The 13,540-nt window shown below is 61.3% G+C and carries 17 protein-coding genes and 2 pseudogenes; 6 read left to right on the top strand and 13 right to left on the bottom strand.

From position 1 onward, the window contains the following. Window positions 1-5: 5 nt before the first annotated feature. Entirely contained in the window at window positions 6-242 is a 237-nt protein-coding gene (locus QRN70_RS09495) for a hypothetical protein (protein WP_285417264.1), read from the bottom strand. Window positions 243-410: 168 nt separating this feature from the next. Between QRN70_RS09495 and QRN70_RS09490 the strand changes: the two genes are divergently transcribed. Next, window positions 411-875 (top strand): outer membrane lipoprotein, encoded by a 465-nt coding sequence (locus QRN70_RS09490; RefSeq protein WP_024776354.1) that lies wholly within the window; start codon window positions 411-413, stop codon window positions 873-875. Between the two features lie 67 nt (window positions 876-942). Here QRN70_RS09490 and QRN70_RS27760 read toward each other — a convergent pair whose 3' ends face one another. The 5 genes and pseudogenes from QRN70_RS27760 to nhaA form a co-directional block, all read right to left on the bottom strand. Continuing rightward, a complete protein-coding gene (locus QRN70_RS27760; protein ID WP_502941549.1) occupies window positions 943-1,200 on the bottom strand; it encodes a DUF7683 domain-containing protein in 258 nt (85 codons plus the stop codon). 49 nt (window positions 1,201-1,249) lie between these two features. Then, window positions 1,250-1,504, bottom strand: a complete 255-nt coding sequence (locus tag QRN70_RS09485) for a colicin E3-like toxin immunity protein (protein WP_285417263.1) — start codon at window positions 1,502-1,504, stop codon at window positions 1,250-1,252. Between the two features lie 7 nt (window positions 1,505-1,511). Then, window positions 1,512-1,763: pseudogene (locus QRN70_RS09480) on the bottom strand (colicin E3/pyocin S6 family cytotoxin); the annotation flags it as partial. Next, window positions 1,757-1,987: pseudogene (locus QRN70_RS09475) on the bottom strand (toxin); the annotation flags it as partial. The pseudogenes QRN70_RS09475 and QRN70_RS09480, both read right to left, overlap by 7 nt. 182 nt (window positions 1,988-2,169) lie before the next feature. Further along, complete coding sequence (gene nhaA, locus QRN70_RS09470; RefSeq protein ID WP_285417260.1) at window positions 2,170-3,360, bottom strand: Na+/H+ antiporter NhaA; 1,191 nt, start codon at window positions 3,358-3,360, stop codon at window positions 2,170-2,172. Window positions 3,361-3,599: 239 nt separating this feature from the next. Between nhaA and QRN70_RS09465 the strand changes: the two genes are divergently transcribed. Then, window positions 3,600-4,694 (top strand): PLP-dependent cysteine synthase family protein, encoded by a 1,095-nt coding sequence (locus QRN70_RS09465; protein ID WP_285417258.1) that lies wholly within the window; start codon window positions 3,600-3,602, stop codon window positions 4,692-4,694. 134 nt (window positions 4,695-4,828) lie between these two features. Here the strand turns inward: QRN70_RS09465 and QRN70_RS09460 are convergent, their stop codons facing one another. From QRN70_RS09460 to QRN70_RS09450, 3 genes are all read right to left on the bottom strand, one after another. After that, window positions 4,829-6,442 (bottom strand): NAD(P)/FAD-dependent oxidoreductase, encoded by a 1,614-nt coding sequence (locus QRN70_RS09460; protein ID WP_285417256.1) that lies wholly within the window; start codon window positions 6,440-6,442, stop codon window positions 4,829-4,831. A 95-nt stretch (window positions 6,443-6,537) separates the two neighbouring features. Beyond that, complete coding sequence (locus QRN70_RS09455) at window positions 6,538-7,191, bottom strand: COG3650 family protein (RefSeq protein ID WP_285417255.1); 654 nt, start codon at window positions 7,189-7,191, stop codon at window positions 6,538-6,540. 152 nt (window positions 7,192-7,343) lie between these two features. Further along, window positions 7,344-7,943 carry a short chain dehydrogenase gene (locus tag QRN70_RS09450; protein ID WP_285417254.1) on the bottom strand — a complete coding sequence of 200 codons (600 nt, stop codon included), beginning with the start codon at window positions 7,941-7,943 and terminating at the stop codon, window positions 7,344-7,346. A 103-nt stretch (window positions 7,944-8,046) separates the two neighbouring features. Between QRN70_RS09450 and QRN70_RS09445 the strand changes: the two genes are divergently transcribed. Continuing rightward, window positions 8,047-8,961 (top strand): LysR family transcriptional regulator, encoded by a 915-nt coding sequence (locus QRN70_RS09445; protein WP_285417253.1) that lies wholly within the window; start codon window positions 8,047-8,049, stop codon window positions 8,959-8,961. 31 nt (window positions 8,962-8,992) lie between these two features. Here QRN70_RS09445 and QRN70_RS09440 read toward each other — a convergent pair whose 3' ends face one another. Genes QRN70_RS09440 through QRN70_RS09425 form a run of 4 tightly spaced genes read right to left on the bottom strand, consistent with a single transcriptional unit; the run spans window position 8,993 to window position 11,439 of the window. Further along, window positions 8,993-9,469, bottom strand: a complete 477-nt coding sequence (locus QRN70_RS09440) for a DoxX family protein (protein ID WP_285417252.1) — start codon at window positions 9,467-9,469, stop codon at window positions 8,993-8,995. Continuing rightward, the gene (locus tag QRN70_RS09435) at window positions 9,466-10,224 is read right to left on the bottom strand and encodes an HvfC/BufC N-terminal domain-containing protein (protein ID WP_285417250.1); all 759 of its coding nucleotides are present in this window, start codon (window positions 10,222-10,224) and stop codon (window positions 9,466-9,468) included. The genes QRN70_RS09440 and QRN70_RS09435 overlap by 4 nt, the downstream gene beginning before the upstream one ends. Then, window positions 10,221-11,108 carry an MNIO family bufferin maturase gene (gene bufB, locus QRN70_RS09430; protein ID WP_285417248.1) on the bottom strand — a complete coding sequence of 296 codons (888 nt, stop codon included), beginning with the start codon at window positions 11,106-11,108 and terminating at the stop codon, window positions 10,221-10,223. Before bufB ends, QRN70_RS09435 begins: the two co-directional genes overlap by 4 nt. A 25-nt stretch (window positions 11,109-11,133) precedes the next feature. Beyond that, window positions 11,134-11,439, bottom strand: coding sequence for a BufA1 family periplasmic bufferin-type metallophore (locus tag QRN70_RS09425; RefSeq protein WP_285417246.1), 306 nt, complete (start codon window positions 11,437-11,439; stop codon window positions 11,134-11,136). 69 nt (window positions 11,440-11,508) lie between these two features. Between QRN70_RS09425 and QRN70_RS09420 the strand changes: the two genes are divergently transcribed. From QRN70_RS09420 to QRN70_RS09410, 3 genes are all read left to right on the top strand, one after another. Continuing rightward, on the top strand, window positions 11,509-11,646 hold the full coding sequence (locus tag QRN70_RS09420; RefSeq protein WP_285417244.1) for a hypothetical protein: 138 nt from the start codon (window positions 11,509-11,511) through the stop codon (window positions 11,644-11,646). Then, entirely contained in the window at window positions 11,643-11,993 is a 351-nt protein-coding gene (locus QRN70_RS09415) for a hypothetical protein (RefSeq protein ID WP_285417242.1), read from the top strand. Before QRN70_RS09420 ends, QRN70_RS09415 begins: the two co-directional genes overlap by 4 nt. Before the next feature lie 182 nt (window positions 11,994-12,175). Beyond that, window positions 12,176-13,414 carry a DUF2599 domain-containing protein gene (locus tag QRN70_RS09410; protein WP_285417240.1) on the top strand — a complete coding sequence of 413 codons (1,239 nt, stop codon included), beginning with the start codon at window positions 12,176-12,178 and terminating at the stop codon, window positions 13,412-13,414. Window positions 13,415-13,540 lie beyond the last annotated feature (126 nt).

The raw sequence follows: 13,540 nt of genomic DNA, 5'->3' as shown, positions 1-13,540 counted from the left end.
GCAGTCTACCGACCGGGATAGCCTGTCGCCGCAGCTTCAAGCCACTGTGACAGGTCCCGGCGCCTGATTTTCTGCGCATGAGCCCGCGCCAGCTGCGCGAGCATGTAGGCGCGTTTGCCTTCATCCTTACCGGCCAGCGACAATGCCAGGTCGCGATCCATCCAGCGTCTGATCCGCACGTACAACCACCCGTGGAAGTACAACCCGGCGACGGTGGTAACGACGATGATGAAGTAATCCATGAAAATCCTTGGGTCGGCGGCGCAAGCTTTGTATTTTGGCGCTACTGTTGGGTGAGCCGTTCCAGGCCCCTGTACCGGGCCTGAATGAAAGCAAATTTGTCCGGGCCGCGCCGTGACAGGCGTCAAGCTGCGGAGTTTAATGAATACCTGTCCTTTGGAGTTGATGCTATGCGTAAGTCTGTTCTGCTGGTTGCTTCCTTTTCCACGATGGCGATGTTGCTTACCGGCTGCCAATCCAGCCTGACCGGTGACTCCTACTCCCGTGACGAAGCGCGTCGTGTGCAGACGATTCGCATGGGCACCATCGAATCCCTGCGTCCGGTGAAAATCGAAGGCACCAAGACCCCGATCGGCGGCGCTGCCGGTGCAGTGGTCGGCGGTGTGGGCGGCAGCGCCATCGGTGGTGGTCGCGGCAGCATCGTTGCAGCGGTCATCGGCGCCGTGGCCGGTGGCTTGATCGGTTCGGCCACCGAAGAAGGCCTGACCCGCACCCAGGGCGTGGAAATCACCGTGCGTGAAGACGACGGCAGCATGCGCGCCTATGTGCAGCAGGTTCAGGAAAACGAAGTGTTCCGCGTCGGTGAACGCGTGCGTATTTCCACCGTCGGTGGCACCAGCCGCGTTTCGCACTAAGCGCAAACGAGCGGTAAAAGAAAACCCCGATCAGGTGACTGGTCGGGGTTTTTTACTGAAATTCTATTTAATTACTTCCATGACAAACTATTTGAAAGTCGTATCGTGGATCGAAAAACTCGGTCCCTATTAGATTTTCCAGTTCGGTTATTTTCTGACTATCGAGGTCGTACCCATAAATCTCATCCTCTGGCTCAGTCCAGCCCATGATCTTTCTTAACTGCTCAATGTTTCCGTCTGGAATGTTTACGTCAAAAACAAGAAACTCGGTTTTTTTGTCGAAGGCTTCGATCGTGTGATTTAGTTTCGAGTATCGGCAAGTCATTCGGTGCGCACCATTTGAACGATATGCTCTGAGAGTCCCATCAAAATATTCACCAGCTCTTTCTATAGCGAAACGCTATTTGATAGTCGTAAATACTTTCGTCAAATTTGTGAGTGAAGAAGGGCTGAAGGCGGGATACCCAGTCAGTCCTGACATCAAACCCCCCATCATAGATTTCGCTTTCCGCCATCAAGCCCAAGGCCTCAATGATCGATCCGTCATCACCGAGATCGGCTGAATACTCCTTCCCCACAGGTTGCTCGGATATTTTTTCGTACCAATTCAGTCTTAATTTCAGCCCCATTGCGGCCTCACAAATACTTTTTAATATTTCGGTTTTTCTTGGGTGGATCTATCTGTTCACCCGTTATCGGATCAAAAGAGCCTAGATGGCTGCCATCACTTGCACGGTAAGCTTCCAGTTCTCCGTGCAGCGAGTCCCATTCATAGATTGTCCTACCCTTTTTGTCAGTCCAACGCTCTCGAAGCCCCGCACCACCCTGTTTAGGTGTTTTTCTCTTGTCTTCCTTCAACCCCGGGAAACCCACTACTTCCCCAGTTTGAAGGACTTGGCGAATACGCACCCGGCGCGACGCGGTTGGTGTTTTTCGGCGGCGACTTCGCGGTTGCGCTCAAAGGCATCCTGGCGCGCCAGCATGGCCTCGTAGGCTGCCTCGCGGGCGTCGCGTTCGGCCAGTTCGGTGGCCGACAGGAAACGCTGGGTCACGCGATGTCCGTCACCCGCCGGTGGGTTGAATACCCGAGGAATGTCTTTCTTGCCAGCCACTGAGCGTCCTTTCGTTCATCCGTCGACAGCCCCCGGTAAGGGGACCGCGTGACGTTAACGAAGCCGGGAAGTCGTGGCTGTAGGACGCGTCGCTAATGACGTGAGGATTGTTCGATGCGGGGCGGGAGGCAGGAGAACAAGGCGTAGGTGGCGAGGGAGCCAGGTCCCTCGCCGCAAGTGCGCTATACAGCAGGCAAGGCGTTATTCCGGCGACTCGCCGCCGCGGTGACCGCGTAACCGATCAACGCCGCGAACAGCGAGCCGGTGAGGATACCCATGCGATCCATGCCGGCGTATTCGCTGGCGCCGGGCACAAAGGCCAGGGAACCGACGAACAGGCTCATGGTGAAGCCGATCCCACAGAGGATCGCCACACCCAGCACCTGGCCCCAGTTGGCGCCTTGGGGCAGGGCGGCGATGCCGCTTTTCACCGCCAGCCAGGTCAGGCCGAACACGCCAATCGTCTTGCCCAGCAGCAGGCCGATGGCGATGCCCATCGGTACAAAGTGCGTGAAGCTTTCGACAGTCACGCCACTGAGGGACAGGCCTGCGTTGGCGAAGGCGAACAGCGGCAGGATGCCGTAGGCCACCCATGGATGCAGCGCGTGTTCGAGAGTCAGCAGCGGCGAGGTCTCGGCGTTTTTCGTGCGCAGCGGGATGCAGAACGCCAGGGTCACGCCGGCCAGCGTTGCGTGGACACCGCTCTTGAGCACGCACACCCAGAGAATCAGCCCGACGATCATGTACGGCCCGAGCTTGACCACGCCGAGCCGGTTCATCGCCACCAGGGCGGCAATGCACGCCGCCGCCAGGGCCAGCGACAGGGTCGAGAGTGCGCCGGAGTAGAAGATTGCGATGATCACGATGGCGCCGAGGTCATCGATGATTGCCAGGGTCATGAGGAACAGCTTCAGCGATACCGGCACGCGCTTGCCCAGCAGGGCCAGTACGCCGAGGGCGAAGGCGATGTCGGTCGCGGTGGGAATCGCCCAGCCGTTGAGGGCGGGCGGATTGTCACGGTTGAGGAACCAGTAGATCAGCGCCGGCACCAGCATGCCGCCGATGGCGGCCGCACCGGGCAGGACGATCTGCGAAGGCTTGGACAACTGGCCGTCGAGCACTTCGCGCTTCACCTCCAGGCCGATCAGCAGGAAGAACAGCGCCATCAGACCGTCGTTGATCCACAGCAGCAGCGGCTTGGCGATCTGCAAGGCACCGATCTGCGCCACCACCGGGGTGTCGAGCAGGCCGGTGTAAAGCCACGACAGCGGCGAATTGTTGATTATTAAAGCCAGGATGGCTGCGGCGATCAGTAACAGACCGCTGGCAGCTTCCAACTGAAAGAAACGCGTGAAAGTGCTACGCAGAGGCAAGGTCGCTCTCCATCGATAGAGTCAAAAGGTGAGACACCCTAACCCGTACCGTTAGTTGTTAAAACAAAAGTTATATTCTTTTTTGTTATATGTCGTTACAGGCTTTCCGGTCGACGTGCAGCAGAGCCTAGCAGTTGCCAAAGCGATTGCCGTTCAGCTGTATCTGTCGGTGCAGTAGGTTTTTTCCTAAGCTTGGGGGTTGAAGGCGCCTCCTGCCCGATTCACAGAGAGCAACAGCCATGAGCGACAACCGACAGTGGGCCCGCGAAGCCATCCGCATCATCGAAGCCGACTTCCAACGCAGCGCCGACACTCACCTGATCCCCTTGCCACTGCCAGGATTTCCCGGCATCGAGCTGTATTTCAAGGACGAGTCCAGCCATCCCACCGGCAGCCTCAAGCATCGGCTGGCGCGTTCGCTGTTCCTCTATGCGTTGTGTAACGGTTGGCTCAAGCCCGGCGCGCCGGTGATCGAGGCTTCGAGCGGTTCGACGGCGATTTCCGAAGCGTACTTCGCACGGATGCTCGGCCTGCCGTTCATTGCTGTGATGCCTGCGACCACCTCGAAGGAAAAAATCGCCCAGATTGCCTTCTATGGCGGGCAAAGCCATCTGGTCGACGATCCGACGCAGATCTACGCCGAATCCGAGCGTCTGGCCCGCGAGCATGACGGCCATTTCATCGACCAGTTCACCTACGCCGAACGCGCCACCGACTGGCGCGCGAACAACAACATCGCCGAGTCGATTTTCCAGCAGATGCGCTACGAGCGGCACCCGGAGCCGAGCTGGCTGATTTCCAGCCCCGGCACCGGCGGTACCACCGCGACCCTCGGGCGCTACGTGCGCTATCGCCAGCACTGCACGCGTGTGCTGTGCGCCGATGCCGAGCGTTCGGTGTTTTTCGACTATTACCGCAGCGGTGACGCCAGCCTGCGCCTGAACCACGGCTCACGCATCGAAGGCATCGGCCGGCCGCGGGTCGAAGCGTCGTTCCTGCCCAAGGTGATCGACGCGATGGTCAAGGTGCCGGACGCCTTGTCGCTGGCGGCCATGCATTACCTGGCGCAGCGTCTCGGGCGACATGTCGGCGGGTCGAGCGGTACCAACCTGATCGGCGCCTTGATGGCGGCGCAGCAGATGCAGGCGACAGGGGAGTCGGGCTCGATCGTGGCAATCCTGTGCGATGGCGGCGAACGCTATGCCGACACTTATTACGATCAGGCGTGGCTCAAGGCGCAGGGGTATGAGCTGGATGGATTGATAGCGGCCGTGGCGGCGAGTGCCGAGAAGGGTGAGGCGCTGCCGGCCAGTGTGTTGCGCGCCAATATCTGATACACCGAAAACCACTGTGGGAGCTGGCTTGCCAGCGATAGCGGAGTGTCAGTCAACATCAATGTCGAATCTGAGTCCGTCATCGCTGGCAAGCCAGCTCCCACAGGGTTGTGCATTTTTGCAGATTCAGCGGATCAGTCTTGCAGACCGAGAATATCCCGAGCCACGGCTTCGGCGATGCGAATGCCGTCGACGCCCGCCGACAGAATCCCGCCGGCATAACCCGCGCCTTCACCGGCCGGGAACAGCCCTTTGACGTTGAGGCTCTGCAGCGATTCGTTGCGGGTAATGCGCAGCGGCGACGAGGTACGGGTTTCGATCCCGGTCAACACCGCATCATGCAGCGAATAACCGCGAATCTGCTTCTCGAACGCCGGCAGGGCTTCACGGATCGCTTCGATCGCGAAGTCCGGCAAGGCCAGGGCCAGGTCGCCCAGGGCCACGCCCGGCTTGTACGACGGCTCCACCTCGCCCAGCGCCGTGGATGGCGTGCCGTTGATGAAGTCGCCCACCAGCTGCGCCGGCGCCTTGTAGTCGCTGCCGCCGAGGATGAAGGCGTGGGATTCCAGGCGTTCCTGCAGTTCGATGCCGGCCAGCGGGCCGCCCGGGTAGTCGACTTCCGGGGTGATGCCGACGACGATCCCGGAGTTGGCATTGCGCTCGTTACGCGAGTACTGGCTCATGCCGTTGGTGACGACGCGGTTCGGTTCGGAAGTCGCCGCCACCACGGTGCCGCCCGGGCACATGCAGAAGCTGTAGACCGAACGGCCGTTCTTGGCGTGGTGCACCAGTTTGTAGTCGGCGGCACCGAGTTTCGGGTGGCCGGCGTACTTGCCCAGGCGTGCGCGGTCGATCAGCGATTGCGGGTGCTCGATGCGGAAGCCCACGGAGAACGGCTTGGCTTCCATGAACACACCGCGGCTGTGCAACATGCGGAAGGTGTCGCGGGCACTGTGGCCAAGGGCGAGGATCACGTGTTTCGAATGCAGGACTTCGCCGCTGGCCAGTTCGACGCCGAGCAGTTGGCCGTCCTCGATCAGCACGTCGCTGACGCGCTCCTGGAAACGTACTTCGCCACCCAGGGCGCGGATCTCTTCCCGCATGGTCTCGACCATACCGGTGAGGCGGAACGTACCGATGTGCGGCTTGCTGACGTAGAGGATTTCTTCCGGCGCGCCGGCCTTGACGAATTCGTGCAGAACCTTGCGGCCGAGGAACTTCGGATCCTTGATCTGGCTGTACAGCTTGCCGTCGGAGAACGTGCCGGCGCCGCCTTCGCCGAACTGCACGTTGGACTCGGGGTTGAGCACGCTTTTGCGCCACAGGCCCCAGGTGTCCTTGGTGCGCTGGCGCACTTCGGTGCCGCGTTCGAGGATGATCGGCTTGAAGCCCATCTGTGCCAGCAACAGGCCGGCGAAGATCCCGCACGGGCCGAAACCGACCACGATCGGGCGCTGGCCGAGGTCGCTGGGCGCCTGGCCGACAAACTTGTAGCTGACATCCGGCGCCACGTTGACGTTACGGTCATCGGCGAACTTGCCCAGCACCTTGGCCTCGTCGCGCACGCTCAGGTCGATGGTGTAGATGAAGCACAGCTCGGAGGACTTTTTCCGCGCATCGTAGCTGCGCTTGAACAAGGTGAAGTCGAGCAAGTCGTCGCTGGCTATCCCCAGGCGCTGCACGATGGCGGCACGCAGGTCTTCGTCGGGATGGTCGATCGGCAGCTTGAGTTCGGTAATTCGTAACATGACAGGATCCGGTTCGCGGGGCGCACAACTGCGCCAGGGCGTTTGAAGGCGGCGATTATAAGCCGCAACGGCCGGATCCCGTGAGGCTAAAACGCTCAGTCGTCGCGCGATCCGCCGAAATACCCGCAACCGCGCTGCACCTGGCCGTCGATGCGCAGTTCGGCGCTCATGTGCTGCACGCTGCCGGTGCTGCTGTCGACGCAGCGCTGCGGTGCGACCCACAACTCGATGCGCTGATTGTTGGCTTCGCTGCTGAGGTTGAAACGGCCCTCGCCGAGTTGCTCTTCCACATACGGCACGGCGAGCGGCGGCTGGCCGGCACGGTCGATGACCATGCCTCTGCCACTGACCTTGACGTTCCATTCCGGGCCATGGCCGGCGGCGCGCAGAATCAGCAGCTTGAAGTTCGGATCGTCGCAGGCCGTGCCGGAGCGCTCGACGCGGTACAGCTGGGTCAGGTCGAGGCGGTCGCCCGCGACCCGGCCGCGCACGTCGGCGAACAGCTTGCCCTGTTCATCGGCGAGGGTCGCGGCCTCTTGCAGGATGCTGCTGCCGCCGACGTCGTTGACCACCAGCTGGCGCTGATCCTGGCACGGCTGGAACACCAGTTTGCCGTCGGCGGCGGTCAGTTGCCCCTGCATGCGGGTCTGGCCGACATGCGAGGCGCTCTGTCGCGGGCCATCGAGCAACTGGCAGGCAGCGAACAAGGGCAGCAGGGCAACAACGATCAATGAACGGGCAACACGCATCTTCGGCTCTCCAGACAAGTGCCGCCACGTTACGCAGGCTGACCGTTCATCACAACCCTCTCTTGCCGGCAAAAGATTGCAGCCCGCAGCCGCTCCTGCCCGCAAACGCAGGTTGCTTTGGAGAAGCTGCCGCAGGCTGCGCTCTATTGCGGTCAACCCACGTGAAAGGTCTGACCGGTTTGCAGGCCTTCGACACTTTTGGCGTAGGCCAATGCCACATCGGCTGCAGGAACCGGCTTGTAGCCGCGGAAATACGGGGCGTAACTGCCCATGGCTTCCAGCAGCACGGTCGGGCTGATCGAGTTGACGCGCAGACCACGTGGCAGTTCGATGGCAGCGGCTTTGACGAAACTGTCCAGGGCACCGTTGACCAGTGCCGCCGAGGCGCCGGAGCGGATCGGGTCGTGGCTCAGCACACCCGTGGTGAAGGTGAACGAGGCACCGTCGTTGGCGTATTCGCGGCCGATCAGCAGCAGATTGACCTGGCCCATCAGCTTGTCCTTCAGGCCCAGGGCAAAGCTGTCTTCGCTCATGTCTCCCAGCGGGGCGAAGGTGACGTTGCCAGCCGCGCAGATCAGCGCATCGAACTTGCCGGTCTGTGCGAACAGTTGGCGGATCGACGCGCTGTCGCTGATGTCCACCTGGAAATCGCCGCTGCTGCGGCCGATGCGAATGACTTCATGACGTTGCGACAGTTCTTTATCGACTGCCGAACCGATAGTTCCGCCAGCGCCGATCAACAGAATCTTCATGTGCAGTGCCTCGAGTGATTGAACGAGGTTTCAGTCTAGAGTGGTTTTTTCTGCGGATAAGCGCACTAATGGGCAACCTTTGGTTTTCAAATGGAAACAATCCATGAGCGAAATGGATGATCTGGCGGCGTTCGCGGTGTTGATCGAGGCCGGCAGTTTTACCCTGGCGGCGCAGCGGCTGGGGTGCAGCAAAGGCCAGCTGTCCAAGCGCATCAGTCAACTGGAAGCGCGGTTTGCCGTGGTGTTGCTGCAACGCACCACACGGCGCTTGAGCCTGACCGCGGCGGGCGCGGCGTTGTTGCCGCAGGCCCAGGCACTGGTCGTCCAGGTGGAGCGAGCGCGGCAGGCATTGGCGCGGTTGAAGGACGATATGGCCGGCCCGGTGCGGATGACCGTCCCGGTGTCGCTGGGGGAAACGTTCTTCGACGGCTTGCTGCTGGAGTTCTCGCAGCAGTACCCCGAGGTGCAGATCGAACTGGAGCTGAACAACAGCTACCGCGACCTTTCCCGCGACGGCTTTGACCTGGCGATCCGCACCGAGGTCGCCAATGACGAGCGCCTGGTGGCCAAACCCTTGCTGGCCTGGCAGGAAATGACCTGCGCCAGCCCGGCCTACCTGCAACGTTTCGGCGAACCGCTGACGCCACAGGCGCTGGCCGAACACCGCTGCCTGCTCAACAGCCACTACAGCGGGCGCGAGGAGTGGCTGTACCACCAGCAGCACGAACTGTTGCGGGTGCGGGTGTCGGGGCCGTTCGCCAGCAACCACTACAACCTGCTGAAGAAGGCCGCGCTGTCCGGTGCCGGCATTGCCCGCCTGCCGTCGTACCTGTTGCAGACGGAATTGGCTGACGGCCGTCTGCGCGGGCTCCTGCGTGATTTTCAGACCCGGCGCATGCCGATGTACCTGGTGCACCCGTACCAGGGCGGGTTACCGAAACGCACGCAAGTGCTGGCGGATTATCTGATCGGCTGGTTCAGGCGCAGCGGCGAAGCACTGGATCGTTTGTCGAACTGACGATGAGAGCGGCGTGCCGATGTCGGGGATATCAGCGCTTGTAACGTTGGGCGATCAGGTGATCGATCGACAATTTCCCCGGCCCGGTTGCCATCAGGTACAGCAACAGCGCCGCCCAGGTGCCGTGGGTCGGATAGGCATCGGGATAGACGAACAGTTGAATGGTCAGGGTCATGCCCAGCAGCGCCAGTGCGGAAAACCGCGTGGCCAAGCCGATCAGGATCAGCACCGGAAAGAAGTGCTCGGCGAACGCGGCCAAGTGCGCGGCGATTTCCGGTGACAGCAGCGGCACGTGGTATTCGCTCTGGAACAGCGGAATAGTCGAATCCGCCAAGCGTGGCCAGCCGAGGTCGAAGGTGCCATCGACCAGGTCGATGGCCAGGCCTTCGACCTTGGTCTGCCCGGACTTCCAGAACACGGCGGCAATCGAGAAGCGCGCGATGAAAGCGATCAGGCTGCGAGGAATGCTCTGCAGCAGCGAAACGGCAGAAATGACGGGATTGTTCATGGCGCTACCTTGTTGTGCAGATAAGTGATGGCGTTGTGGCGGATCAACAGCGCCAGGGTTTGGCTCAGGTCAAATTCCGGGCTGCCTTCGACGGCCGCCAGCAGTGGCTGGCCTGCGCTCAGGTGGCGAATAAAGGTGCAGGTGCCGGCGTCGATGGCAAAGACTTCAACCTCCAGGCCGTTGCGCAGCACCAGTGCGTGTTGCGGCTGCCGGATGTCGATGTGCTCGAGCGTGGTGTCTTGCTGGTGCGCTGCCCAGATCGCCACCACCGCGTAGGCGGAATCGAGCAACTGCAACGACGGATGCAGGTCGAAACGCAGCTCGCTCAGCGCATGCGGAGTGGCGAGCGCGCGGCTGATCTGTTCCGGCCACAGTGGCAAGGCGTCGGCGGCGTGATAGGCGAGGGTGCGCAGGCGTTCGAGGCGCGCCACGTCGGCCAGGTACGGCACGCTGGCGGCGGGCGCGAACGCTTCGATGAAGTTCGCCAGCTCAGCGCCGTAGTCGCTCAATACTGGACTGCGTGGCGGGTGGCCGTGGATGAACAGCGCCGCCATCGCGCGGAAAAACGCCTCACCGACCAGTTGCAGGACCACCGGATAGCTGTCCGCCAGGGCGTTGATCAGCGAGCTTTGCACGTTGTTGCGATAGACCGCGAAACGACTGGCCGGATCAGCGCCATTGGCGCTGCACAGACCGTCCGGGCAGGGCTGGTGAATGTCGAGCAGGGCTGCGCTGAAAGCGGCTTGAGTGGTCATGGCCGGCCCCCGACAAATCGCAATAACTCATCGGCTCGCCGCGCTTCGTCGAGCAGCACGCTGAATGGCGGAATCTGGTTGTCACGTTCGATCAAGGTGGCCACCGGGCCGATGCGTCCGAGCACTTTCTGGTACAGGGCCCACACTGCCGGGTCGACGGGCGCACCGTGATCGTCGATCAGCAGACGGTCACCGAGGCTGTCGCCGTCTTCGGCGAATCCGGCCAGATGAATCTCGCCCACTGCGTGCAACGGCAGCGCCTCGAGATAGGCCAGCGGATCGCGCTGATGATTGATGCACGAGACGTAGACGTTATTGACGTCCAGCAGCAGCCCGCAGCCGCTGCGCCGGATCACTTCGGCAATGAACTCTGGCTCATCGATGGTCGAGCGCTGGAACGCCAGGTAGGTGGCCGGGTTTTCCAGCAGCATCGGGCGTTTCAAGGTGTTCTGCACCTGGTCGATGTGCGCACAGACCCGGTCCAGGGTCGGCGAGTCATAGGCCAGCGGCAGCAGGTCATTGAGGAACACCGGGCCGTGGCTCGACCAGGCCAGGTGTTCGGAAAAGGCGTGGGGTTGATAGCGTTCGATCAGCGCCGCGAGGCGTTTGAGGTGCTGCGTGTCGAGGGCGTCTTCGCCGCCGATGGACAGACCGACGCCGTGCAGCGACAGCGCATAGCGTTCGCGGATCAGACCGAGGAAATGATGAAACGGACCGCCGGCCACCATGTAGTTTTCGGCGTGGACTTCGAAGAAACCGAGGTCCGGTTGGGTGTCGAGCACTTCACCAAAGTGCCCGGTCTTGAGTCCCAGCCCCGCGCGGGGCGGGAGCCCGCAGAGGGCTGCCCGAGTGCGCGGTGGGACAGGTTCGCTGGTTGAGAACATGAGCGTCACTCGGGCAGGTCGTGGATCAGGACTTGGCTTTGAAGGCTTCCATCTGACCGAAACCGGTCGGCGAGGTCTTGCTTTCGGTGGTGGTGCAGGTGCCTTTTGGCACGAACTTCCACGAGTTGGCCTGGTAGTCCATCTTCGCGGTGCCGGCACAGGTGGTGCCTGCGCCTGCAGCGCAATCGTTCTTGCCTTTCATGGCGACGCCGAAGCATTTTTCCATGTTGGCGTCGGCGGCCTGGACGGTCGATACGGTGGCCATGCTCAGGGCAGAACCAAGGGCCAGAACCAGGGCGGTAGCGGACAGGGTGCGGGTGGTAGCAGTCATGATGTTTCTCCGATGTGAGCTTGGGTTTGAACAAGCGATTGCGCTTGCTTGCTCCACTAGAGAAACGGCATGGCGATGCGTTACAGCCGGGCCGAAATATTTCCGGAAAAATTCCACCGTGCGGTTTTTTCCGCGCTGTCACGCGTGTTCTATAGTCATTTCAACGGCCACTTCGACAGGCCGATTTACCAGGACGGTATCTCATGACGAAGGATCGCTCAGTCCCCGCTGTGCTATCGCGCAGGTTTTATTCTTCTGCGCTCGCCTGCACGCTGCCCTCGCTGTTGTCTGCGGCTTATGCCCAGCCGCTTGATCCGTTGAACAGGCTCAAACGCATCGACCACCACACCTTCGCGCATGCCGGTCGGGAACCCGGTAGCGGCGTCGCGCGCGGGCGGTATGCCTGCAGTGGCGGAACGCTGCGATCCCGACGTCCGCCGGGACGAATGGAGCCTGAGCATCATGCCCACGGCCGCGACGCGCGCCTTGCCGGTGAGCAGATCGACGTTCTGTACGAGCAGTTGTTCGCCCTCAGGGGCACGGGCAGCAACTGACGTGATAACCAAAAACCGTCGGCAACATGCGCCAGCCATTGCGCGGCGTGCAGGTCAATTACCGCAACAAGACGCCAAGGAATACGGAGCCGTTCAGGCGTTATCGGACAGCGAGACGCGGGCGCGGGTTGCAACCTGCTCCCGCGTCGAGTGTGTGTTGGCTAATCAAGGAGATGCAAGCCATGAAAAAACCTCTGGTCAGGACCTTTCCACTGCTGATCTTGCCGCTGCTGTTGCACGCGACAGCGGCCCATGCCGAGTCATGCGCGGAGACACTGAAGAAGGTCGAAACGTTGTACAACAAAACCGTCGACAGTTGCGGACAGGATCCCGCTTCGGACTGCTCGGGGCTGCTGGTGCGGGGCACGCACCGGGCCGATCCAGCCAAGGGGCAGAAATGGGATGTGTGGAATCCCAGCCCTAAAGCCGTGGAACTGGGGACGTTTGCCGCTTCATTCATGCGTGCCGATGGCATCAGTTATGAAGATCCGGGCATGAGCACGCAGAACGGCTACCTGATTACGCCAAGGGATCTGGTGCGCGATCCGGAAACCCCAGTGCATGTCTACTGTGCCTTTCCCAACGATGCCTGGACCGACTTTCGCAACGACCGTGGCTGTGGCGACAACAAAAACACCGCCCCGACCGAGGCGGTCTGTCAGGCCATGAAGCCGCCGATCGGCAGTCCGAACGCCTGGGTCGCGCACTTCACCCAGTACAACAACAATCGCCAACAGGACCAGTTGCAGTGTGGCTTCAACATGCGCAATCCGATGAGCAGCAAGGAACGGGTCGATGCCTTTCGCAACTTCATGGGCGCGCGCAAAGTCATCAACAGCCGTGAGTTTCAGACCCAGACCGAGCTGCGCCTGGGCAATCCGAAAACCGATGAGTTGCCGATCCTGGCGTTCTTCTACAGCGATCAGCGCGGCTTGAATGACGCCCTGGCCAATCAACGGGACTACAAGGCCAAGACCGGCAAGGACCGCAACATCATCAAGATCGACTTCCCGAGAACGCCGGTGGCCAAGGCCTCTTTCTCGTGTATGCAGACCGCAACGCCGACAGCACCGAAATTCTGCGACAGGTACATCGAGTCGAGCACCTGGGTACAACGCCCCGATCCAAAGCTGGGGCCCGATACCTGGTCGCTCTCGGTGGTGCCGACTGCGTGCGGCCGCGCGATCAAGGATGACCAGACCGACCGGATGTTTGCCGAGCTGTACAACAAGCACAAGGACGATCCGCAATGGCGTCAGTACAGCGTCAATGGTGGTTCGTTGCGTCGGCAGATGGTCTGTCATCTGGCGGCGGTCTACGACGGCAAGCCGGTGCGCAACAAGCCGGAGTGGAACCTTGAGCCGGCACGGCCTTATGTCGATCAGGCGACGGCGGTGGCGCAGTACTGCAACCCGTACTGAATGGTTGCTACAAATCTTCCCTGTGGGAGCGAGCCTGCTCGCGAAGAGGGCGTCTCAATCAGCCCATTTGCTGAATGACGCAGCGCTTTCGCGAGCAGGCTCGCTCCCACAGACGACTTGTGTTGA

This window comes from Pseudomonas sp. efr-133-TYG-5 (assembly GCF_030209175.1).
Taxonomy (GTDB): domain Bacteria; phylum Pseudomonadota; class Gammaproteobacteria; order Pseudomonadales; family Pseudomonadaceae; genus Aquipseudomonas.
The sequence above is the reverse complement of the archived record's forward strand: the minus strand, read 5'-3'. Positions and strand labels throughout refer to the sequence as shown.

Coding starts and splice junctions, on each gene's coding strand:
- QRN70_RS09495 (WP_285417264.1), bottom strand. CDS start 242: ATGGATTACTTCATCATCGTCGTTACCACCGTCGCCGGGTTGTACTTC.
- QRN70_RS09490 (WP_024776354.1), top strand. CDS start 411: ATGCGTAAGTCTGTTCTGCTGGTTGCTTCCTTTTCCACGATGGCGATG.
- QRN70_RS27760 (WP_502941549.1), bottom strand. CDS start 1,200: ATGACTTGCCGATACTCGAAACTAAATCACACGATCGAAGCCTTCGAC.
- QRN70_RS09485 (WP_285417263.1), bottom strand. CDS start 1,504: ATGGGGCTGAAATTAAGACTGAATTGGTACGAAAAAATATCCGAGCAA.
- QRN70_RS09465 (WP_285417258.1), top strand. CDS start 3,600: ATGAGCGACAACCGACAGTGGGCCCGCGAAGCCATCCGCATCATCGAA.
- QRN70_RS09460 (WP_285417256.1), bottom strand. CDS start 6,442: ATGTTACGAATTACCGAACTCAAGCTGCCGATCGACCATCCCGACGAA.
- QRN70_RS09455 (WP_285417255.1), bottom strand. CDS start 7,191: ATGCGTGTTGCCCGTTCATTGATCGTTGTTGCCCTGCTGCCCTTGTTC.
- QRN70_RS09450 (WP_285417254.1), bottom strand. CDS start 7,943: ATGAAGATTCTGTTGATCGGCGCTGGCGGAACTATCGGTTCGGCAGTC.
- QRN70_RS09445 (WP_285417253.1), top strand. CDS start 8,047: ATGAGCGAAATGGATGATCTGGCGGCGTTCGCGGTGTTGATCGAGGCC.
- QRN70_RS09440 (WP_285417252.1), bottom strand. CDS start 9,469: ATGAACAATCCCGTCATTTCTGCCGTTTCGCTGCTGCAGAGCATTCCT.
- QRN70_RS09435 (WP_285417250.1), bottom strand. CDS start 10,224: ATGACCACTCAAGCCGCTTTCAGCGCAGCCCTGCTCGACATTCACCAG.
- bufB (WP_285417248.1), bottom strand. CDS start 11,108: ATGTTCTCAACCAGCGAACCTGTCCCACCGCGCACTCGGGCAGCCCTC.
- QRN70_RS09425 (WP_285417246.1), bottom strand. CDS start 11,439: ATGACTGCTACCACCCGCACCCTGTCCGCTACCGCCCTGGTTCTGGCC.
- QRN70_RS09420 (WP_285417244.1), top strand. CDS start 11,509: ATGGCGATGCGTTACAGCCGGGCCGAAATATTTCCGGAAAAATTCCAC.
- QRN70_RS09415 (WP_285417242.1), top strand. CDS start 11,643: ATGACGAAGGATCGCTCAGTCCCCGCTGTGCTATCGCGCAGGTTTTAT.
- QRN70_RS09410 (WP_285417240.1), top strand. CDS start 12,176: ATGAAAAAACCTCTGGTCAGGACCTTTCCACTGCTGATCTTGCCGCTG.